Origin of the sequence: Pacificibacter marinus (genome assembly GCF_900109555.1) — a bacterium.
GTDB lineage: Bacteria > Pseudomonadota > Alphaproteobacteria > Rhodobacterales > Rhodobacteraceae > Celeribacter > Celeribacter marinus_C.
On record NZ_FNZV01000001.1, the window covers coordinates 1 to 21434 of the forward strand.

The window sequence follows — 21434 nt, forward strand, 5'->3', positions numbered from 1 at the left end:
GTCGGCAACGCTGGCGATGTTGGCATGGGCGCGACGGTTACTTTTGCGCCGCCCAAAAAACCACCGAGCTCTGCGGGCGCCTACATCAACGATGCCGGCGAGCTCACACTCTACAGCCCGATGATGGCGCGGATGAACACCCCGCTGCGCGACATCTCTGATCACGATCCTGAAACAGGCGAAATCCGCGACATAGACTGAACGCACTCGGACTGATCGCGTTTAGACATTTTACCCCCACAGAAAGGCAAGCCATGCTTAATCTCACCCCTCTCACCAACGACAATCCTGCCCAAACCATGCGCGATACAATGCTGGAGCTTGGCAAACATGAAGCCATCGCCCCGCCAGATGGCATGGATCTGACAAAGCCGTTTCTGATCACGGTGCCGGACAAGCGTAAGGTCGAGGATTTAACGCAAAAGTATTTGTCCGCAGCGCAGCACCTAAAACCAACCCAGCGCAAAGGCACGGCGCGCCTCAAAGACTTGGAAAGCCTTGTGGCTTGGGCCAACCGTTTTAAGGGCGACAGCTCAGTCTTGTTTGCCAATCCCGTCATGGAAAATCCGTCTTTGACCTGCATTGCCGATTATCACGATGAAGGCCCTGCAGACCCGACAAACCCACTCGGCGACCCGAGCGCGCGTCACGGTCATCATCGTGGGATCTATGATTTTCCACTGTCTGAGGATTGGAAAGCATGGATGGCGGTGTCTGACACGCCGCTCGAAAAAGACGACATGGGCGAGTTTATTGAGACGCAGGCCAAGAACATCATGGACCCAACGCCCGCGATCATTGCCGGCGTACAAGACGATAAAAACGACGATTGGGAAAACCGCCTGATTGAAACGGCCTGCAAGATTGAGGGCCGATACGGCCAGCTCACGCAGCTGCTGCAAATGTCCAAACAGTTCCTCATCAATGAAACCAGCGACCTCAAACTGACCACCAACCGCGACACTGGCGAAGCGGAAATGAAGTTCATCAATGAGCACAAAGGCCTCAACGGTCAGCCGCTGAACCTGCCAAACCTGATCATTATTGCCATCCCGGTGTTTTTGAACGGCCCGCTTTACCGCATGCCCGTGCGCTTTCGCTACCGCAAGTCCGGCGGTCAGGTGAAGTTCATCCTGTCGATCTACAACCCCGAGAAAGCGTTCGAGGCGTCCTTCGATGAATCCCTCGACCTCGCCGTCGCGCACACCGACCTGCCGCTCTTTAAAGGCACGCCGGAAGCGTGACGCATTGGTGTAGGCCGTGCTCTGCGGCCTCATCCTATGCGGCATGACCGTCTATAAATCGAAATGAAAAGGGATCGACATGGGGCAAGCTTTACCAATCGCCGTGGCAGAAAAAAATGCAGCAAGGCTGTTGGACATGCCGACATCAGTGTTCCTTGATCTCGTCAACAAAGGGGCCCTGCCAAGGCCCATTGGAATAGCATCTGGCGTGCAAAGGTGGAGTGTGGCGCAGTTGAACGCCATCATGACTGGCGCTGCGATGGAAGATGATGAGTTTGAGACGTGAAAAAAACAAACCTACCATACTTGAATATTATTGAGCGTAAGGGCGTGACCTACATCTATTTTCGCCGTGGAAAAGTTCGCCATCGCCTACCCGACAATCCAGACACAGAAGAATTCAGTCGTGCGTATTGGGAAATTCGCAGTGGCAAAAAAACTTCGTCCATCAAAACAACGTGGGGCGCACTTGTGGTGAGCTATTACAAAAGCCCCGAATTCAACAAGTTAAGCGATGGAACCAAAGCCAACTATCGCCGACATTGCGAAGTCATTAGAGAGAAAAACGGCATAAAAGACGTGAGGCGCTTTCGGCGTAAGCACGCAATTGCTGCCCGTGATGCTTTGCAAGAGACTTGGTCAAAAGCCAACGAGAGAATCGCGGTCCTATCCATTCTCTGTAAACATGCCGTTGATCTTGAATGGATTGACAGAAATCCCGTCGTGGACATCTCAAAATTATCCGGCGGCTCGTATGAAGCATGGCCAGACGTAAAGCTCCTTGCTTTTGAGCGCTACTGTTTGACCCACGATCTAACAACAGCGCTCACGGCATTTGAGGTGGCAATCGGCACAGGTCAACGCATCGGTGATTGTGCGAAAATGGCTTGGGATGATTTTGACGGCGAATTCATGAATGTTATCCAGGATAAGACGAAGGCCAAGCTACGCGTGTATTGCCCAGAACGCCTGCAACAATATCTTGGATCACTCCCCCGAAAAGGGCGCCACATCTTCGCAAAAAACCTCACGCAGCCCATTGGTAAGCGCCAAATTCAAAAATCAGTGGAAGACGTGCGGGACGCCATCGGAATCATGGGTGGTAAAGATCGCCTTGTGCCTCATGGCTGGCGCTACACAGCAGCCAAACTACTTGCTGAGGCCGGATGCTCCGACAGCGAAATCCAAGCGGTAACGGGGCACAAAACTCTGACAATGGTTCAAAAATACCGTGCTCAAGCCGACCAAGAAACGTCATCTAAACGTGCGCAACAACGCAGAGAACGGAACAAGACTGTCCGTTAAATTTAACCACTACAGGGCCGCGCATCTTCTAGCGCAGTTCGCTGCCATTGATACACGCAGTGAACGGCCCAGAGCCGCCGTTGCCCGAAGAACCAAACGCTGCGTTGCAGCTTTCCTAAAGCTGCCGTTCGACACCTGACACAGCAAATTTGACAGCCCAAGGTCGGCTGTGCGGGACTATACTGCCGTTCCCCGCAAGTTCCCCAATGCCCGGTTCGGCGAACCGTTCTATATGGTGGTTTTTGGAGGACGTGAAATAACGAAGCGAGGACAGGCCCCGCTTCGTTATTGCGCCTGATTTAGTCGATGACCTTCACCGCTCAGCGCCTTATTATAAGATTTGCCATCCGCGAGGCTACCGGGAAGGCTATTGCTCCAAGCACAAAGGCAAAGGGCCATGCGATAAGAGCTGCTTTGGGCCACTCTGAGAGCCAAAGTGCGGTTGGGCCAAGGGCGATTAGTGACATTATGCCAGACATGGTGACCGCCATCATAAAGGTCATGATAACTTGAGTGAGGATTAGCGTTTTCTTGTCCATCGTTGGTTCTTTCCATGGTGGAAGATGCCTTGACGCGCATTGTGCGAAAAAGGGCACCATCCTGTTGCAAGGTTGGTGCCGCGGGTTCGTGCTTTCGAGCACGACTAAATCTCGTATGACCGAGGACTGGAATAACCGGACCAGTCTGAAATTTTTTCGACCTCGTTCAAATACGTGTCACACATAAAATGTCAATGATGGAAAAGGATTGCTTACTGCAAACCTTCCAAAAACGCTCGTTTGTGAAACAAGCAAAAGCGGCCCCTTTTAACGCAGCTCAAAACCCAAGTGGTTGTTGAAGGCTTTTGACTACGTCGACGAAAGCTGACATCCGCGACGTTGCAGCATTTCGGAACTATGGGCTCCAAGCGGACTTGCAGCAATGCTGCGCGTGGGTTTTGCGCAAAATGCCCTTCCACCGGCCTGTGAGTGATCACACCGGATGACTGCTGTCAACCCAAAACGGCTGTGGCGCTTCAGGGATGAATTGACAAAGCCGACGTTCATGGCGATGTGTTCCAGCGACGGAAGTGCGGACGAATCTGCCCTTCGATCCTGTGGCCTATCCAGCAAAGTTGGCGTTTGTCCAACATAGCATGATGGTTACCCAAGATAGACTTGCCCCGCTGGGTATTTCACCCTCGGAACACTGCGCGACGCGAGGAAGAACCCGATGGTCAGCGGGCCGACACGGCCGATGAACATCATCACCATAATGATTGACCTGCCAATACCATCAAGCTCTGCCGTTGTGCCACGCGACAGGCCGACGGTCCCGAATGCGGATGTGACTTCAAACGCGAGATCAATGAATTCACCATCGTGATGGATCGAGGCGACAAAAATGCCCGTCAGGACCAAAAGCATGGAAATGGTGGTGAGGGCGAGCACCTTCATCACCTCATTCACCCCCAAAGAGCGGCCAAATGCGTTCAGCGTCGTGCGGCGTCTGAAAAACGCGGTCGTGGCCAGCAACAAAACACAAAGGGTTGTGACTTTGATCCCCCCCGCGGTCGAGGTGCTGCCACCGCCCACTAGCATCAGCGTCATCGTCAGCATCGTCGCGCTGTCATGCATGCCGCCGGTGTGGATCGTATTGAACCCAGCGGTGCGCGGTGTGACCCCCTGAAACCAGCTCGCCCAGAGCTTGTCGGAGGTGCTCAACTGCCCCAAGGTCTCTGGATTCGACCATTCCAGCAGGCCGAACATGACGCTGCCCCAGACAATCAAAACGGCGGTCCCGAGCAGCATCAGTTTGGAATGCAGTGTGAGTGTGCGCCACTGACGTTTTTGATAAATATCGCCCATGACGATGAATCCGAGCCCCCCCAAAATGAACAGCGCCGGGATCACGATGTTGATGATCGGGTTGCCCACCCATTGCGACAGACTGTCGGCGTGCAGCGCAAAGCCCGCGTTATTGAAGGCCGACACCGAATGAAAAATCGCCTGCCATATGCCAGCCCAGCCGAACTCTGGAACAAAGACAAAGGCCAGCAACGCGGCACCGCAGGCTTCACACATAAGAGCAACAACAAAAATAATGCGTGCAAGATAGGTGAGATTAGACAGTGATGTCTGGTTCAGGTCTTCGCGCAGGATCAGCCGTTGCGGCATGCCGACGGGAATACCTAGCGCCCCGAGCAGCAACACAGCAAAAGTCATCAACCCCAATCCGCCCAATTGGATTAGCGTGGCTATGACCGCCTGTCCGAAGCCCGTAAAGACGGCGCCCGTATCGGCAAGCACAAGACCTGTCACCGTCACAGCAGAGGTGGATGTGAACAGCGCATCCCCCAGTCCGATGTCACCATAGTGCGAGATTGGCAGCCTCAGCAGGATTGCCCCTATGATAATGAATGCAATGTAAAAAATGACAAGCACCGCTGGCGGTGGCAGCTGCACTTTGGTGAAACGTTTCACCAAATTCAAGGTCCAGACTGTCATGGCTAAAGGCTGGCTGCGAAGTTGCGTAGGTCCTTGCGTTGCCCCAGCAACAGCAGCAAGTCATCCCGCGCCAATTGGCATCCTGTCGCATCTTGCCCGACAAATTCAGTGCCGCGCATGACGCCAATGCACCGCAGATTGAACTTCTCGCCATGGGGCAGGTCTTTGAGACTTTTACCTTCAAGGCTTTGTGGGATACGGAAATTCACAACGTGGTAGCCATTCCCCAAGGAGACATAGTCCCGCACCAAAGGGTTGTGCAAAACCTGCGCGATATGCTGGCCGACTTCCACTTCTGGGTGGATGATCCTGTCCACGCCGAGTTTGCTCAAAATCCGGTGGTGCGTCTTGGTCGCAGCTTTGGCCCACACGATCGGAACGCCAACGAGTTTCAGGTTGATCGCCGCAAGGATGCTGGCCTCTAGATCATCACCGATCGCAATGACGACCACATCACAGTCGCCAAAGCCCGCTTCTCGCAACGCGACATCATCGCGCGCATCGACGATCATGGTTTGTGACAGTGTATCGGCAAGCCCCATAACGTTCGCTTCGGAAATATCGGCGCCGATGACATGATTGCCAAATCTCTGCAGTTCTTTTGCGACGGTACTGCCGAAATTTCCCAGCCCTAAAACACCAAAAGTACGGTTGGTAGAGGTCTTCATGTGTTCGACTCACGATATTGAATGACAATTGGGCGAAAATCGCCGCAACGCAGCACGTTGTCAATATAGGCTCGAAGCCGTCGTTAGCTGCATCTTTGCCGAATGGCGGCTTTGGCGCAACTGCCAAACTTTGCAAACTCCGCTTTCTGCGCATAGCTGACCTTGATGGTTGGTGCAGCATGGTTGGTTAGGCTTTCGCGGTCTTGAATGACCGCTTTCACCGATCTGCAGTAAGATGAGTACAGGTGTAGCTAAGGTCCGGTTTCCGCCCGAAGTGTGGATCAACACGAACGGCCCGAAGCGGACGTTGAACAAATGCCTACGCTGCGGAGTAGAACCATCAAACAGCCCTTCTATGATGAGCAAACTGAAATGGCATCATGTCCTACCATCATCGTGTCAAACCACTTGAATTCAAGTGATTGAAAATACTACCAGACTGTACAGACATATCCCAAATTATTTTTCGAAATAGATCTGCAACTTCTTTTTAATCACTACCGTCAAAGCACCTTGACCTATGGACAGCTGAAAACAGTGCTTCCCGCGGGGGGCAGCTAACCAAAACTCAGCAGCTCCTACTTATCAATACGGGTCCTGAATTCAAACGTCGCGGCTGATCCTGGCAAGACCTCGCCATCGCATTCCCATCTTATACCACCCACATAACCAGGCGTCACTATATCAGGAAGCGCGAGGGTGCATTCGGTCCCGCTGCCGATTGTGAGCGTTTGTGTAATTCCGCCATCAAGGCTCGTGTAGGGTGGCGTGTGGTCGTGGATATGGACTCCACGCACGGAATCAATCCCGGTATTCGTGATGCGGATCCTGTACAGAAGAATATCGGCAGGCCCCCCGCTGTTGGAATGAGATTCGCCGGTCATCCGGGTCAGGTTTTCGACAGTTTTCTCGACGATGATGCCGCCGCCACTGCCTATGGTCACGCGGTCGGTATTGTCAGCCTGCAACGTAACACTGACATCATCAAACGCGGTTATTGCAGTAAGCCGATATGTGATGGCGGCACCGTCAGGCAATCCAGAGCCCGTGGCAACGCGGGACAGGATGCAGATACGGTCGCCGACTTCCACGGCAAAGGGCGCGGAAATCACGGCTCCGAGGGTGCCGTCGCAATCCTCGTCATGAAACAATGCAACACTGGCTGCGCCCTCTGATGGAAGGCTCAAGTCTTCGACGGAAAACGCGACGCTGCCCTTGCTGCCTGCAACGTAATCGTGAAACAGAAGGGCGATCTGCCCCGATTGCGCATAGGCGACAGAATTTTCGGAAAGCCGCGGCACGGGAACCAGGCCGAAGGCAAGGTTGCTCACGATGCTATCGGCTGCAAGGTCCAGCAGTATCCCCCCCCCATCATTTGGCGGGGATGATACGATCGCGGGAGAGCCTGAAATGCTTTTGGATATCGCCAGCATGCCGTCCGGCACCACCACCCTTGCCAAGGCAGGCCCCTCGAAACCAGGTGGAAGATCTACTGACCAATTGCCGAGGTCATCCGTAGAAGTCACGGCAATGGTCTGCCCGTCAGGTGTCTCGATCCTGACCGATACCGCTGCCAAGCCCGCCTCGCCACCGTTGAGCGCACCGTCATGGGCGCTGCCGTTCCCGGTGCCCGTGTCGGCAATGACCTGGCCCGAAAGCCTTGGGCGGGGTGGCCCAGACAGGGCGACGGCGTGGTCCTCGACCTCTCCGTCCGGAGCGTTTTCGATGGGGTCCAGGCCGGGTTGCGTGGACCAGCGGAACCGCGCGAAGCTGGCCCCCGGCCGAGCGTTGAGGGGGACAGCCACCGAAAGCGAAATCACCCCAGCCCCGCTTGACGTCATATCACTTGCGATTTGTTCGCCCGCCCCGAACGTGCCGTCCCCGTTCCAATCGATCCAGGCCTGCAAATATCCGGCCTCTCCCCCTGTTTCGCTCACGCTGACCTCGATGGTCTGGGTCGTGCCGACTGGCAAGGGTGGCAGAACAACGCCATCTTCGTCGTCGATCCCGCTTTCGTCATCCCCAGTCGCCGTCGGGTTTGCCTGCGGCCCTGACTCCATATCTGGCACGGCAGAGCCCATGAACAACGTCTCATAGATCAGATGGTAAGGGCTGCCGTAATTCGCTGTTGCGGTGCCATCGGGTGCGCGACCTGAAATCGGGCAATCAGCGTAGTCGGTGCAGATCGACGTCACCCCCGAAATCGACGCCTCCGCCTCTCCGATACCGACGCCGAAAAAACCGAGGAGAGGATCAACGGTAAGGTCCAGGCTCGGAGAGATTGCATCCACCAACAGACCGCCGACCAGGTCACCCACCAAAGGTTCGATCGTCGTGTCGATCAGCGGACCAACCAGGTTTCCCAGGCTGTCTTCCACGTCCACGTCGAGGTTTTCCGCAAGGGTTCCGATGAGATCACTGAACGATGATGCGCCATCCCCGGTTGACTGCCTTTGCGGATAGGGTGGCGAGAAGAACAACGTCTCGCTTATTTGAGGCGCGCTCTGCGCAAAGGATTTCACCCGGATGCCCGCGTTTTCTTGAACCAGACCACCAAACAAGGAGACGTCGAGTTGTGCAATGGTCGCAAATTCGACATCTGACTGCGCGATCGGCCGATTTCGATTGAAGAATATGGCGTCGTCGATACCGCCCAGAAACAGGTCGATTGCACTGGGCGCAAGAATGACGCTGGCCGTCTCCGTCACGGGGTCGGCCGAAAGGATCGTGCCGTCCACGCGGCCGAATTCAAAATAGAGATCCACGTCCCCCAAGGTGACATCCGTCGCTATCAGCCCCCCAAGAAGGGCCCCGAGAGCGCCATCCAACACAGCGGTATCCAACCCGATATCGGCCAGATCTACGGAAAGCTTGGCCCGCACGGTCGAGGTATGGAACTGCGTTCCAGCACCCCCGCATTCGAAATGGGGCGGCTCGACAACCTGCAGCAGTATCTCTGCTCCGCCAATGCCAAATTGTTGTAGAATGGCGTTATTCAGTGCGATGGGCTGTGTCGTGGTCACAACGTTTTCATAGTTGTAAAGCTGGATCGCCCCACCGATCAGATCCAGCGCATTCAACTCCAGCGTCGCCAAGGCCCCTTGGGGCAAGCCGATCGTGATTAGGTCAGCCAGATTGATGGTCTGATTCAGCTCGGCTATCGGCACGCTCAGCGCATTCAAGGCGTTCACCAGCGCGGTGTCACCATCAGCCTCTGCAACAGCGGCTGAGGCTTGAACGAGGTCCAGAAGGGTCAGGTCAACATTGGCGATCTGCCCCGGATCAGAAACCGTGACATCCTGCCCATTTTCACCAAGAAGTCCTAAAAGATCAATGTTGGCACCGGCCATCGCATTCCAATCCAGAACGCTCAGGCTGACATCGGTCCCAAGCAATCCCGAAAGGATGGGGCCAAGAAGCTCTGCCTCGCTGGATTCAACGCTGGCCATTCGGGGGCCTGCGAACACGCAGGCAGCTCCGCAAGAGTCTTGGGCCTGTGCCAAATTAGCAGCCGATAGTGAGAAAATCGCCAACAAAAAAACGACCACCTTCGTTCGAACCACCATGTAATGACGCAGCAAACTTTGAGCAGAGCAACAACGTGAAATTGAGAGATTCATTTGAGCTCAAGCCCCGCTTCGGTCGAAACCATGGCTGTTTGGTACAACAGCGCAATTATAGGTTGGGTAATCATAAAAATTTTTACTTCGTATTCGGTTGCAAAATTATGAACTGGGTGCCTCGTTTATCGTGCGACCAGCGAAATAAACGAGTTCTTTGCCGATCCTGCCAAGATCTAATTATCACGGAAAATCTAATCGGTCCCTGCTCATTGGTATGACTTCGATCTCTTAAGGATAGTGGCTCATGAAGGCCAACCGAGATTAAATCAGACAACATTAGAACGTAGCAGGTTTTCACTCGGCTTTCGAAAAGGACAAGGCTTGTTTCACATGTAGCGAAGGTCCAGAAACCGCCCTTGTGCAGATCGACGTGAACGGCCCGAAGCATGCGTAATTGGGCTACCCTCTGTTCTGAGGTCGAGCTCCCGATAAGATCACGGGATGACTGTGAACAAGGGAGAAAGAAGATGGAATATTTTGCCGGAATAGACGTATCGCTTCGATCCTGTGCGCTTTGCATTGTGGATGGCAAGGGGAAGGTGCTTCTTGAACGAGAGCTACCATGCGAGATCAGCGATATCACTAATTGCCTTGCTGAGTTTGCACATCCGATTGAACGGGTCGGCTTTGAAGCAGGTACTCTGAGCCAGCACCTATACTTCGGTTTGACAACAGAAGGCTTCGATGTGGCCTGCATGGAGGCGCGACAGGTCAATGCGGCGCTGTCAGCAATGCGGAACAAAACAAACAAGAATGATGCCCGTGGGATTGCCCAAGTGCTACGGACGGGCTGGTTCAGTCCAGTACATATGAAGAGCCGAAAGGCACATGGTGTGCGTGCCTTGCTCAGCACACGCAAGGCGTTGCTGAAGAAAACGATGGATTTGGCAAACGAAGTGCGTGGACTGCTGAAGATCTTCGGCATTCGTCTGCCCATGACCGTCAAGTATGGCAGTTTTGATGGTGTCGTCCGTCCGCTGATTGAGATGGATGATGTTTTGGCGCATGCCTTGGTGCCACTATTGGATGCACGCGTGGTTTTGTATCAGCACTTTCTGGAACTGGATCGGCGCGTCAAACGCGCAGCCAGCCATGACGAAGTTTGCATGCGGTTGATGACCGTTCCAGGCGTCGGGCCGATCGCATCGCTGACCTTCAAAGCAGCTGTAGACGATCCGACGCGCTTCAAACGATCACGGACTGTAGGTGCGCATTTTGGGCTGACGCCGCGACGATATCAGTCGGGTGAGCACGACAATCCCGGTCGTATATCAAAGGCAGGTGACCGAGATGTCCGTGCAACTTTGTATGCCGCTGCCAACGCATTTCTGATGCGAACGATGGCCGGGTCCCAGATCAAATCTTGGGGCATGCGACTGATGCGCACCAAAGGACGACGCCGTGCAGTTGTTGCAGTTGCACGCAAACTCGCCGTCTTGCTCCACAGGATGTGGGTTGATGGCACTGAATTCCGTCAGGATCCGGTGGGAGGCAAGGCATGATCTAAAACGCAACCACCCAATCCTAACGGGGTCGTCCCTCACCGGACGAGGTTCGTGCCCTCTCGGGCATGTAAACATGCCCTGTCTGGTAATAGAAGAAGCCGAAAATGTCTGCTGCGCAACGTGAAGCGCGCCCCAAAGCAAGGCTCTCCACTGCCTATCCGACATATGCGTGCAGCGGTGCCATCACGGCATCAACAAGACTGCGAAGAGAAGCGTGACCCGGATGAGTGACAAAGACCTAAAATGACAAGGAAAAAGAGCTTGACCTAAACACCCAATTAGAGAAGCCGACGTTTAACAATTGGTTTGATACTGCGGCGCAGCTTTCGTTTTACGGCCTTTCTTGCGGTTGCAACATCTTGTGGGCTTGAAGCCCCTGTATGTGGAAAAGCGCACCTCTGCGCTGCCCAACAATGACCGACATTCGTTTGTGCGGCTTCTAAGCAACAGTGCTATCCACTGAGGTCACGTGAGCGAGCAAACCAGTTGCTTACAGCAAACGAAAGCTGTCTCCCTAGGTTATTCCAATTCGAAGGGCGATCATCTTGCTTGCTCTTGCGGAATTCCCACTAAGCACTTGGCAAAAAGAGTTTATAAGCATGCGGCATCTACTAATATCGGCGTTCATTTTCGCTCTGGCAAGTTCCGCAACACCAGTGATTGCGATGCAGATTTTTGTCAAAATGCCTACGGAGCAGACCATTACTCTCGACGTCGAAGCCAATGATACAGTCGAAAATGTCAAATCCAAAGTTCAAGAGAAACAGGGCATTCCACCGGAACAGCAACGCTTGATTTTTGCCGGTACGCAACTTCAAGTCGGTCGGACGCTTTCCGATTACAACATTGGGAAGGAATCCACGCTTGATCTATTCTATGTACAGAGTGGAGCTGTCGATGCCGGCCCCGTTGCCGCCATTAGCGCCAACGGCCAGACGCGAGCAATGCAAACCGGTACAAGTAATAACTCCCGAAGCCGTTTAGGCGAAAGCTCTAGCAATATCGTGTCCCGGAGCCAGCTGTTTTTTTCGACCCAAAACCTGTCGAACAATTCGTTGGAGAGGCCTGAGTTGAACGTCTGGTTCTTGGCAGAGGGCCGACATTACAGCGGTGGCTACGATGGCTATTCTGCGGATGTGGTTTTCGGTGCGGATAAGTTGTTTTCCAACAATTTCTTGGCCGGCTTAATGCTTGGCTATGGCCACGTCGACATCAGCGACGCAACTGGCAGCGTTGGCGCGAACTCTCCTGCCGTTGGTGCGTACTTTGCTACCAAGTTCGCTGGGGACTTAATACTGGATGGCTACTTCAGCTACGCACGGCCTGAGTACAAGCTTGATGGTGCCACCTTAAAATCTGATCGCATTTCTGCCTCACTTGCACTGAGCGGCGATCACACAATAGGCACATTGAACATCCGTCCTTTTACATCTGTCAGTGGATATAGCGAAAGCCAACCGTCCTACATAGGAGGCGGTGGAGCGGTTGCCGCAAATGACATCTATGAATATAAAGCGTCATTGGGTGCAAGGTTCGAGGTGACCAGCGCCTTAGGCTTCACGGGCATGACATCTTATATGAGCGCCGCAGTTGACTATGGTCGCTCAAAGTCGACATCAACGGGAACCGAGGACTTTGCCGCTCCTCGCCTTGGCTTCGGTGTGAGCGGCCCTGTCGGCGAAGGTTATCTCAGTATTGATCTTGATGGCGGTAAGGTGTCTTCGGAAACTTACGATTTGGGTCTTCGAGCTAACTACAGTTTTAACTTCTAGGATGCAGCCAATTGCTGTGCGCGCAATCGCCGTGACAGCAGTCGCGACATATTCGTTACAGCGGCAGGAGGGCTACTGTTCGAAAATATGTCTTTCGGCTCATTCGCATCAAATTTCTGGTTGAGCATCAGTGGGCCGCCAGTGACGTGACCGCGTGCAAATTACCAACTTCCACACTTTGGCATTCATTCAACCTGTCGCCGCGCTGATTGCAAATTATTCATCAGTAAACTCTGGCTCGACGAAAGAAGTCCAAGCCAATCTTAAGTGCCTCGGGAGGGGCCGCTTTGACTGTTTATAGTTGGGAATCCTGCGTCATAGCTAAGGTCCGGTTCCCGCCCGACGTGTCGGCCTACAAGAGTCCACCGCCGTTTACGGACATTCATGCCGATGAATGCCGATAGCCGATCCACCCCTTAAATGTGAACGCGGCATAGAACAGCTGAATATCCGTGAGCCCAGCCTCTTCTAATAAGGTCGTGTCTTCTCGCGGCGTCAGGATCGGCAGGCGCTTTTTGAATGTTTCGATGCTCTTTTGTGCTTGTTCGGAGGGTATCCCATGGGACATCATCAATGCAGCGTTCCGACGTAGCCAGACGTCTCGTTCGGCGCCCTCCGGCGCGCTATGATGCATCACGATCAGCGGTGCGCCTGGGCGCAAGCGCCGCGCGATCTCTTGCAACGTGCGCAAGCGCTCTTCGCGCGGCAGGAAGTGTAGAGTCAGCAAGCAGGTTGCGCCATCGAAGGGGCCAATCGGCGCATCATCGATATAGCCTTGGGTGAATGACACGCGGCCAGCCTGACCGCCCAGCGTCAGGTGGGCTTGATCGATCATCTCGGCAGAGGGGTCGATGCCGTCAAAATGCCAATCGGGTTGCATATCTGTGAAGGCTTTTAGCTCAAGGCCACCACCAGCGCCCAATACCATCACGCGACCTGAGGCAGGCACCTGTTCGGCCAGCAAAATTCCAGCCATGCGATACATATCTTGCAGGCCGGGAACAAGACGTGCAGTCCTTGCTGCGTATCCGGGGGCATCCCGCGTGAATGTGTGATTGCTCATGCCTCTCTCCTTTATCCATGCATGTCTGGCCAAACCAGTGAGCGATGAAGTTGCAGGCCAGCCATGGCGCCGTCACCAACGGCAAAAGACAATGAATGCGGCATTTGGGCGACGTCACCGCAGGCGTATACGCCGCGCACCGTGGTTTCTTTCGCCCCGTCCACAGCGATCATCTGACCCATCGGTCCCTCTGCAATTGTGCAACCCAGTTTGGCTGGCAAAGTGGTCGAGGGCGTGACCGTCGGCGCAACAAAGAGCCCCGCAAATGACAGCGTCCGGCCATCAGCCAGTTGCACGCCGACCTCCCCCGTCAGAGCGCGGATGGCGGTGTCTTCGATAGTAACGCCTTTCTGCTCCAGAGCCTGCTGGGCAGCGGGGGCAAGCGGCAGGACACCGTTGGTGAAAAACGTGACCGTGCCCCACTCCGCCAACAGCTCGGCCTGATGCGTTGACATCGGGCCGGACGCGATAACGCCGATGCGGCCCTGATCAAGCTCGTAGCCATGGCAATAGGGGCAATGAAAGACGGACTTCCCCCACCGTTCCGCCAGCCCGTCGATCTCTGGCAGGTGGTCGGTTACCCCAGTCGCAAACAGGATACGGCGACTGCGGTAGGTTTGATTGCCCACGGCTTCCACGACAAACGTGTCACGTTCTCCGGTGACAGAGGCGGCCTTGCCTTCGACCCAAGTCAGGGTCGGATAGGCCTCCAACTGGCAGCGGGCATCATGGGCGATGACGGCAGGGTCTACGCCGTCCTGCCCCAGAAACCCATGAGAATGACTGGCCGTGCGGTTGCGCCGCTGTCCGGCGTCGATGACCAGCACTGAGCGGCGGGCACGCAGAAGCTGGAGGGAAGCTGCCATGCCAGCATAGCTTCCCCCGATGACGATGACATCATGGATCATTTAAAGGTCTTTCTGTTTAAGCCGTGCCGCGTATCGCACCGCAAAATCCGCTGCGAGGTCGGCAAGGGTAATTTCTCCAAAACGCGCCAACAGCAGGGCCTCAGCCTCGGCAAAACTTTGGTCTAGCGCTGCATTGACAGCCTGTTCGACAAGACAGTCGGGTGCTTCGTTGCGGTTGCCAACGGCGAATAACGCGGGTTCCCCCAAGGCATCATGCAGGTGGCGAAGCGTAACCACAGACAGGTCAGCCGTGATGCGCCAGCCACCCGCATGGCCCCGATCCGAGGTGACAATACCCGCATCCCGCAGGAACCCCATCGTCCGCCGAACAACGACAGGGTTTGTGGCAAGGCACTTTGCAAGGTCGTCGGATGTCATGGGGCCATCGCGCTCAGCCATATGGAGGAGCGCATGTAGTACAGAGGAGAGGCGACTATCACGTTTCATGTAACTTCAATAGTTATGATTCGGGCATTTTGTCAAGCAGTGCCCTTATTGCCGAACGTGGGTGGGTAAATATGGGCGCACATCTGCCTTTTGGCAAAGTCCGCTACGGAGCGGTCAGAATTTCAACTCTTGGCGCGTGGAGGCCCGCCGGCGAAAGTGTGAAAATCTCGAAGCCATCGGAGGTCACACCAATCGAATGCTCGAATTGTGCCGAAAGAGATTTGTCCCGCGTCACGGCCGTCCAGTCGTCCGCCAGTACTTTCACTTCCGCGCGCCCCAGATTGATCATCGGCTCAACAGTAAAAATCATACCCTCGCGCAGCTCAGGGCCAGTGCCCTCTTTCCCAAAGTTCAACACATCGGGGGAATCGTGAAAAACCTGACCGATGCCGTGCCCGCAAAACTCGCGCACCACAGAGCAGCGTTGAGAATGGGCGTAGTTCTGGATGGCGTGACCGATATCACCCAACCGCGTCCCTGGCCGCACCGCATTGATGCCCTGCATCATCGCCTCATGGGCGACCTGAATCAGACGCTCAGCCGCGCGTTTCGGCTTTCCCACCACATACATGCGACTGGAATCGCCATGCCACCCATCATGGATCAGCGTCACGTCGACATTCACGATATCGCCGTCGCGCAGCTTTTTCTCGGTTGGAAAACCGTGGCAGACAACGTGGTTTACCGATGTGCAACAGGCATATTGATAGCCGTTGTAACCAAGCGTTGCAGGCCTTGCATTATGGGCGGCGGCGAAATCGAGGACGAAGGTATTGATCTGCGCCAAAGCGGTGCCGTCGCGAATAAGATCGCACACACCGTCAAGGCATTGGGCGGTCAAAGCGCCTGCGCGGCGCATACCTTTAAAGGCGCTTGGTCCATAGATCTTGATGCTTTCGGTTCTGCGGGCGTCCTGCGCCTTTGATGTGGCAGGCACGTCAATATAACTAACCATCGTCCATTCTCTCTACATATCCTACGCTGTGGCGATCAACGCCATGTTGACCGACTGCTAATTGTCCGTGTATACGAATCATATATGAATCGTATATTTTAAATTAGGAGACTGGTCGATGGGCATCGTAAAAATCGGGGACGATCTGCATGAAGAACTACGCAAGGCCAGTTCGGTCATGTGCCGCTCAATCAATGCACAGGCCGAATTCTGGATGAAGGTCGGTATGCTTGCCGAAGCGAACCCAACCTTGCCTTTTATGGAAATTATGGCGCGGCAGCTCAAGAACGCCGGTGTGCAGGTGCCGCAGATCGAAGCAGCCTGAAACCTGACGCGTTCTTTGCAAACTAACAATTTGGGTGAAGTGGCCGTCTGCTTGACGGAATTGAGCGACAGGCCCGTTCGGCAAAACCGCCTGGGAACACTCTGCAGAGAATGGCGGCTCTCCGCCCGTTGTGCAGATCGACGCGAACGGCCCAGAGCCGACCTTGGTCATGAGATATGTCGCCGCATTGCAGCTTCCCCAGAGTTGACATTAAGCGAAGGCCCAACAGCTTGGACCGATTAAGTCTGCCAAGCGTATAATCTGAGCATGGCCCTCTAGGATTCAGAGGAGGCCAACATCTCGCCGCCATAAGCATCCATCAGCTCCGCCCCAAATTCTTCAGCACCTTCGCTCCTGAGGGCTGAGATATGAGCGACGGCGTCATCACGAACCTCGCGGCTTGGATAAACCGTTACGATGGCAAAGCGGTCTAGTTCAGCATCCATCAGCATTGAATGCTCCGCGCCCAAAGCCAGCAACCCAGGGAAATATTTTTGCACCATCAGGTCCGTTACATGCTGCAGGGTTTCGGTCTCGCCTATTATTCGCCAAGTGGTTATTGAAACAAAGCTCATTTGATCGTCCTCCGCTAAGTAGAACTATAGCACAGTTCGACACGATGGTCCTATATGTACTAATGCCAGTCTGCAGAGCCTTTCTCCACTTTGCTGTATCGCGTGCTACTTCAATGGGCGCGTCGCCATTCGGCCCTAAGCGGACCTTGCCAATGTCTTCAATCGCTGCGGCGAAGCTTCATCGGAACAGACGTTCATTGTTAGTCCGGTTAAAGGTCATCAATAGAAGAGAACATCCTTATTGCTAGTGCCACCCTGACCTCATTGTGAACGGTATCAAGATCGGCATTAGCATCCGCAGAAAACCCATCCTCTATCGTTTTGAGTTCCTCGTAGGACCCAACACGGGAAGTGTTGTTCGTCTCCCTTCTGAGCCATGCGTGATGCCTATTGAAATCTCCTGCCTTGACCATCTGTTGCAGCATTTCGATAATAGGGCTTGGAGGTATCCCTGTCTCAAGCTCCATTGCTTTCACAATTTGGCTCAGAAGGCTGCACAAAAAGCCGATGTCCGGCAGTATTCTGATAGAGAAACGCCGAGCTCGGTTCGCGTGTTTTTGAGCAGAGGTTTGTTGAAGGACGGGTTGCTCATGTTGGCGCACAAAGGCTAAGAGCCAAGTTTGAATCTCAACTAGCGACTTGCCGCCACACCACATTTCGACCAATGACTTCAAAGCCCCTAATATAATCTGCGAGCCTGCATCCTTGTCCGCCTGATTTGTGAAAGCGCGACCAAATACGGTATTTAACGATGTTTCTCGTACGAGCAGCGTTAGGTCTGCCGAAGATGTTACACACACATCTAGGAGCCAAGAAACCCAGTCGCTGGTTTCGGCTTTGTCGATTGGTGCAGAACCCATTTGGCTGACAATACGAGCGATCAGCTCAGGCGGAACACCATTCCGAACAGCTAGAGTTTGTTGCCAAGGAAGCACAGGAGGGTCCTGTAAAGTTTCTGTCGCTGCGGTGAGTGCTATTCGCCGAGACTGCAGCCATGCATCAGCAGAGGTCCCCTCTCGCGCTTTTCGCACAAAGTATCCGAAAGACCTTCCTGCGATGTCATCAAAACCCGATCGACCATCGTTCGTGACCGACGAAAGGCGCCGTATCATTGCCTGGGCTTTGGGATCAGAACTCGCTGTTGCTTCGATAGTATCCAAGAGTAGTTCTACTGGGTCGATAATGTCCTGGCATGCATCGTTATCGGAGAACACAATATCCAAAGGGTTTTGATCCTGCCCGAAGGCAAGTGCAGAAGTATCGACTCGGATAGGGTTGGCAGGAACAACGATAGCGAGCCCCGTTGCAGAATATGCAGCACGGCCAGCACGGCCCATTGCATTCAAAATCTCATGGGGAAGTAGATCTTTTCTTGGGTTCCCGCCCGGATCATCTTGAACGCTTCGATCGGTGCCTGCTAGAACTACTACGTCGCACGGCAAATTGAGGCCTTGAGCGATTGTTGAAGTGGCAGCAATTACCTCCAACCCATGCGTTGGCCCTGACGTAGGTCGACCTGTGCGAAAGACGGTCTCCATCAACCTTCGCTCCAAAGGCATCAAGTCACCATGATGCACGCCCGCCCGCAATCCTGTAGGTTCATAGGCTGCATCTGAAGAGCCAATGTCTTTTAGAATCGACTTTCTCATACTTTCTTGATCATCGGTTAAGGTGATGTCTGCGATGTCCAACTGTTCATTAATCGCATCAGCAATACTTCCACATGCCGTAGCATCAGTGCAAAAAACGACTACCCGCTTGCCTTGCGCCGCGTAATCAGCGGCCACTTGTGCCGCAACGGCGTTTCTATTTGAGGTGTGACGCCCATTCGGCTTGCGCGTCAGGGCTGGAGTTGCCGCCGTTAGTCTACGCACTGCGAGTTTTTCTGGCCTATCTGGATGCCAGCCTGACAACAGTGAGAACAACCCAAAGGGTTGAACTGGAATCGCATTCTGTTCCTTTTTCGTGGGTAATGTTGCAGTTTCTGCCGCCGAGCTTCTTACTTCGGCGTCGTCGTAAACCACACATGAACGTAACTGACGTGTCGGCTTCCAAGGATCATTGAAACAGTGGACTGTCTGCCCGGTGGTCGAGTGAAGCCAATTTTTAATTTCCTCTCCGTTTGCGACCATTGCGGAAAGCAGCAGTAAGTCCGCATTCCGTCGAAAGCTCATGAAACTCAATAGAGCCAACATTGCATCGATTGCGCGCGAGTTGATTTTAGGAGACGTCTTTGGGTCGTCTGCACTGATCAAGTGAAACTCATCAAAAACCAGTAAACCTACATTCTCAAAGAGCTCCGGGGCTGAACTCAGCAATGCAAGACATCTCTCCGGGGTCATCACGGAGAGTTGGGGGAGGCGATCTCCAATTTCTTCCAGCAAAGTATCTTCGACGCTTTCTGGATCGATGTCTCCGACCTCACCCGACAGGTCATACTCCACCTGATCCACAAGTGCATGGGTCGGCGCGAGGTAAACAACACTCTCATCAGCACACAATACAGCGGCAATTTTCAAGACTGACAACGTGGTCTTTCCCGAACCAGTAGGTGTAGTCATCACCATAGAGGAACCACGGTCTAAGTATCCTGTCGCGACCGCGTGCAAGTGGTTGGTCCAAAGAAACGGACGCTTTTCAGCTTGAGGCAGCAACCATTCTCTCCAAGTGGTCGAGTTCGCCCCTACCGGAACGGGTGTACGAATGAGCATGGATTGCCTGACTCTTGGCAATAACCTTAACAAGAGAGTGGCAACATGATGTGGCCCAGCATATTGCTCGTGCATTAGGCCCGCGATTCCTTCCGGCAGTTCATTATCGCGTGGTTCTGCGAGCGAAATAACCTGAACCAACTTTTGTTCCAAGTCTTCCACAATCTCTGACTTGCCGAGAGCTTCCACAGCGAGACCTTGCACGACTAGAGCACATTCACGGAATAAGAGGTTAGTTGCGTGCTGCCTGCTGTCGTCCGCTGCAATCGACTCCCCCTCCAAGGCTCGTTCAGAAATCTTCGAGAGTTCGCCCTTTGCGAGCTCGCGAATCGAGATTATCAACGCTCGCCTAATTGCATGATCTTCACCTTTTGCGATGAGCTTTGAAGCAGCCTCCGCAGCATCAGCCGCTCGGTCCGCAATCAAGAACAGCAATGTGCTGGCAATGGTGGAAGAAACCGCATCGCTAGAAAGTAAAGTTGGCCCAACTGCTCGTCCGTTGGTTGCTCTGGCAATGAGCTGATGAGCGCTCGCGGCGACAAATGCTGCCGCTTGTGTCCGTGCTGGCTGCAAATCAAGAGCAACATAGGCTTCGAAGGTGGCCGCCAAACGTCGCACCTTATCAAGAAGAATGCTCCGCCGAACCTCGTCTTCCCCAAAAATTTCGACCCGTATTGTCGCAAGCTCAATGTGCGCTTCTGTTAGCACCTCATCCAACATGTCGGCTTCAAGCCCTGGAAGATTTGGCGCTGTACGAATTAAACGTCGTGAGCTTTCGTCAAACATCATAACCCTCCGTTGCCGAACCGATGTCTCGCAACTTCTCAATCACTTCTTGAGCAAGCTGGTGAAGCCCATTTCTAACATCGTCGAAAGGCATAACCCCGCCAATCCTACTTGATAGTGCCCCCAATGCTACTTCATCGAAGCCAGCAAGGAGATGGGCAAAGTCAGCCGTTCCGCGTTGATTTTCACCTGTGGCTATCGACACACGGAACTGCCGAATTTTCTCCCAGAATATCGCATCGACCGCATCCTCCAGCTCTTCACCTGAAAGACCAGGGACAGCCTTTAAAAGCGTTGTAAGTGCAGACGATACCTCATCTTCACGTTCTCCGGCGCATATTGATGTGATTTCGTCCCAGACTCCTCCCTTTTTGATCACCAACCTACGTGGGTCCTGTGACGCCTTATCTTCACACAGAACCACTTTCTGCACTCGTTTCTGTGCGTCATCAAATTCAATAATGAACCCATCAAAGCCTTTATCAGCCTGCCGGACATGTGGCGGCGTAAGTATGTCGTTAGGGTTAGCTAATCGAGCAACGACCCAGGACAAGTATTGAAAGAGATGTCCATCCCTGTGCCAAATCGACACTTTAATGCGGTCAGTTGCTTTTTTTCGTTCATCCTCATCGCCACTTTGGGACAACTCGACGTCGGCGGGCTTTGGGGCCGTGAGCTTTGTAATAGCGTTCGGCAAGACTCTTTCTGTTGAAGAACGCGTCCTCGTTTCCAAAGTTTCTATAATGCGTTCGGCGTTTTGTTCTTGTCGTAGATACAGGTATGCCAAAATCGTAACGAGCTGGTCTCTCTTGGCCGGATCGATTGACCACTCGGTTAGGTTACACTCAATTGAAGTGAGTTGAGATTGGGCTACTGGCAAAAATACGCACTCCAAAACTGGTTTTCTAACAATATATGTCTGAACACACCTATAGAGGGAAGCCTGTAGTGTGTGTTCACTCAGTAATAGAAGGATAAGATACGGTCCGCTTTTGCGAAATCAGACTGCGCGATGCCCAGTCGGTCTGAATGTCTGCTAACGCGGAGCTACCCTTGCAAAT

General features: G+C 53.7%; 18 protein-coding genes. 7 read left to right on the forward strand and 11 right to left on the reverse strand.

What is annotated here, in order from left to right:
- The 4 genes from BM025_RS19045 to BM025_RS00020 form a co-directional block, all read left to right on the forward strand.
- On the forward strand, positions 1-201 hold a 201-nt coding region (locus tag BM025_RS19045; RefSeq protein ID WP_170842072.1), incomplete at its 5' end, for a hypothetical protein.
- A 53-nt stretch (positions 202-254) separates the two neighbouring features.
- A complete protein-coding gene (locus BM025_RS00010; RefSeq protein WP_090875114.1) occupies positions 255-1244 on the forward strand; it encodes a DUF2303 family protein in 990 nt (329 codons plus the stop codon).
- Between the two features lie 79 nt (positions 1245-1323).
- Positions 1324-1530, forward strand: a complete 207-nt coding sequence (locus tag BM025_RS00015; RefSeq protein ID WP_085847521.1) for a hypothetical protein — start codon at positions 1324-1326, stop codon at positions 1528-1530.
- Positions 1527-2549 (forward strand): site-specific integrase, encoded by a 1023-nt coding sequence (locus BM025_RS00020; protein ID WP_085847520.1) that lies wholly within the window; start codon positions 1527-1529, stop codon positions 2547-2549. Before BM025_RS00015 ends, BM025_RS00020 begins: the two co-directional genes overlap by 4 nt.
- 320 nt (positions 2550-2869) lie before the next feature.
- Here the strand turns inward: BM025_RS00020 and BM025_RS19685 are convergent, their stop codons facing one another.
- The 4 genes from BM025_RS19685 to BM025_RS00040 form a co-directional block, all read right to left on the reverse strand.
- On the reverse strand, positions 2870-3148 hold the full coding sequence (locus tag BM025_RS19685) for a DUF2798 domain-containing protein (RefSeq protein ID WP_425287519.1): 279 nt from the start codon (positions 3146-3148) through the stop codon (positions 2870-2872).
- A gap of 543 nt (positions 3149-3691) precedes the next feature.
- The gene (locus tag BM025_RS00030; protein WP_170842073.1) at positions 3692-5035 is read right to left on the reverse strand and encodes a TrkH family potassium uptake protein; all 1344 of its coding nucleotides are present in this window, start codon (positions 5033-5035) and stop codon (positions 3692-3694) included.
- Positions 5036-5037: 2 nt separating this feature from the next.
- Entirely contained in the window at positions 5038-5703 is a 666-nt protein-coding gene (locus BM025_RS00035; RefSeq protein WP_085847518.1) for a potassium channel family protein, read from the reverse strand.
- Between the two features lie 578 nt (positions 5704-6281).
- A complete protein-coding gene (locus tag BM025_RS00040) occupies positions 6282-9323 on the reverse strand; it encodes a GEVED domain-containing protein (RefSeq protein WP_085847517.1) in 3042 nt (1013 codons plus the stop codon).
- A gap of 470 nt (positions 9324-9793) precedes the next feature.
- Between BM025_RS00040 and BM025_RS00045 the strand changes: the two genes are divergently transcribed.
- Together BM025_RS00045 and BM025_RS00050 are read left to right on the forward strand one after the other, a co-directional pair.
- Entirely contained in the window at positions 9794-10828 is a 1035-nt protein-coding gene (locus BM025_RS00045) for an IS110 family RNA-guided transposase (protein ID WP_085847516.1), read from the forward strand.
- A 602-nt stretch (positions 10829-11430) separates the two neighbouring features.
- Positions 11431-12603: a ubiquitin-like protein gene (locus BM025_RS00050; protein ID WP_085847515.1), complete on the forward strand. Its 1173-nt coding sequence runs from the start codon at positions 11431-11433 to the stop codon at positions 12601-12603.
- Between the two features lie 382 nt (positions 12604-12985).
- Here the strand turns inward: BM025_RS00050 and BM025_RS00055 are convergent, their stop codons facing one another.
- From BM025_RS00055 to map, 4 genes are all read right to left on the reverse strand, one after another.
- The gene (locus BM025_RS00055; protein WP_085847514.1) at positions 12986-13666 is read right to left on the reverse strand and encodes a class I SAM-dependent methyltransferase; all 681 of its coding nucleotides are present in this window, start codon (positions 13664-13666) and stop codon (positions 12986-12988) included.
- A gap of 11 nt (positions 13667-13677) precedes the next feature.
- A complete protein-coding gene (locus BM025_RS00060; protein WP_085847513.1) occupies positions 13678-14574 on the reverse strand; it encodes an NAD(P)/FAD-dependent oxidoreductase in 897 nt (298 codons plus the stop codon).
- Positions 14575-15021 (reverse strand): RrF2 family transcriptional regulator, encoded by a 447-nt coding sequence (locus tag BM025_RS00065; RefSeq protein WP_085847512.1) that lies wholly within the window; start codon positions 15019-15021, stop codon positions 14575-14577.
- Between the two features lie 103 nt (positions 15022-15124).
- On the reverse strand, positions 15125-15976 hold the full coding sequence (gene map, locus BM025_RS00070) for a type I methionyl aminopeptidase (protein ID WP_085847511.1): 852 nt from the start codon (positions 15974-15976) through the stop codon (positions 15125-15127).
- 118 nt (positions 15977-16094) lie between these two features.
- Between map and BM025_RS00075 the strand changes: the two genes are divergently transcribed.
- Positions 16095-16301, forward strand: a complete 207-nt coding sequence (locus BM025_RS00075; protein WP_085847510.1) for a ParD-like family protein — start codon at positions 16095-16097, stop codon at positions 16299-16301.
- Positions 16302-16576: 275 nt separating this feature from the next.
- Here the strand turns inward: BM025_RS00075 and BM025_RS00080 are convergent, their stop codons facing one another.
- The 3 genes from BM025_RS00080 to BM025_RS00090 all read right to left on the reverse strand — a co-directional run bounded on the left by BM025_RS00080 (position 16577) and on the right by BM025_RS00090 (position 21253).
- A complete protein-coding gene (locus tag BM025_RS00080) occupies positions 16577-16876 on the reverse strand; it encodes a hypothetical protein (protein ID WP_085847509.1) in 300 nt (99 codons plus the stop codon).
- A 209-nt stretch (positions 16877-17085) separates the two neighbouring features.
- Entirely contained in the window at positions 17086-20373 is a 3288-nt protein-coding gene (locus BM025_RS00085) for a DEAD/DEAH box helicase (protein ID WP_085847508.1), read from the reverse strand.
- Entirely contained in the window at positions 20366-21253 is an 888-nt protein-coding gene (locus tag BM025_RS00090) for a hypothetical protein (protein ID WP_085847507.1), read from the reverse strand. Before BM025_RS00090 ends, BM025_RS00085 begins: the two co-directional genes overlap by 8 nt.
- Positions 21254-21434 lie beyond the last annotated feature (181 nt).

Coding starts and splice junctions, on each gene's coding strand:
- BM025_RS00050 (WP_085847515.1), top strand. CDS start 11,431: ATGCGGCATCTACTAATATCGGCGTTCATTTTCGCTCTGGCAAGTTCC.
- BM025_RS00080 (WP_085847509.1), bottom strand. CDS start 16,876: ATGAGCTTTGTTTCAATAACCACTTGGCGAATAATAGGCGAGACCGAA.
- BM025_RS00085 (WP_085847508.1), bottom strand. CDS start 20,373: ATGTTTGACGAAAGCTCACGACGTTTAATTCGTACAGCGCCAAATCTT.
- BM025_RS00030 (WP_170842073.1), bottom strand. CDS start 5,035: ATGACAGTCTGGACCTTGAATTTGGTGAAACGTTTCACCAAAGTGCAG.
- BM025_RS00055 (WP_085847514.1), bottom strand. CDS start 13,666: ATGAGCAATCACACATTCACGCGGGATGCCCCCGGATACGCAGCAAGG.
- BM025_RS00075 (WP_085847510.1), top strand. CDS start 16,095: ATGGGCATCGTAAAAATCGGGGACGATCTGCATGAAGAACTACGCAAG.
- BM025_RS00015 (WP_085847521.1), top strand. CDS start 1,324: ATGGGGCAAGCTTTACCAATCGCCGTGGCAGAAAAAAATGCAGCAAGG.
- map (WP_085847511.1), bottom strand. CDS start 15,976: ATGGTTAGTTATATTGACGTGCCTGCCACATCAAAGGCGCAGGACGCC.
- BM025_RS00035 (WP_085847518.1), bottom strand. CDS start 5,703: ATGAAGACCTCTACCAACCGTACTTTTGGTGTTTTAGGGCTGGGAAAT.
- BM025_RS19685 (WP_425287519.1), bottom strand. CDS start 3,148: ATGGTGCCCTTTTTCGCACAATGCGCGTCAAGGCATCTTCCACCATGG.
- BM025_RS00060 (WP_085847513.1), bottom strand. CDS start 14,574: ATGATCCATGATGTCATCGTCATCGGGGGAAGCTATGCTGGCATGGCA.
- BM025_RS00040 (WP_085847517.1), bottom strand. CDS start 9,323: ATGAATCTCTCAATTTCACGTTGTTGCTCTGCTCAAAGTTTGCTGCGT.
- BM025_RS00045 (WP_085847516.1), top strand. CDS start 9,794: ATGGAATATTTTGCCGGAATAGACGTATCGCTTCGATCCTGTGCGCTT.
- BM025_RS00010 (WP_090875114.1), top strand. CDS start 255: ATGCTTAATCTCACCCCTCTCACCAACGACAATCCTGCCCAAACCATG.
- BM025_RS00065 (WP_085847512.1), bottom strand. CDS start 15,021: ATGAAACGTGATAGTCGCCTCTCCTCTGTACTACATGCGCTCCTCCAT.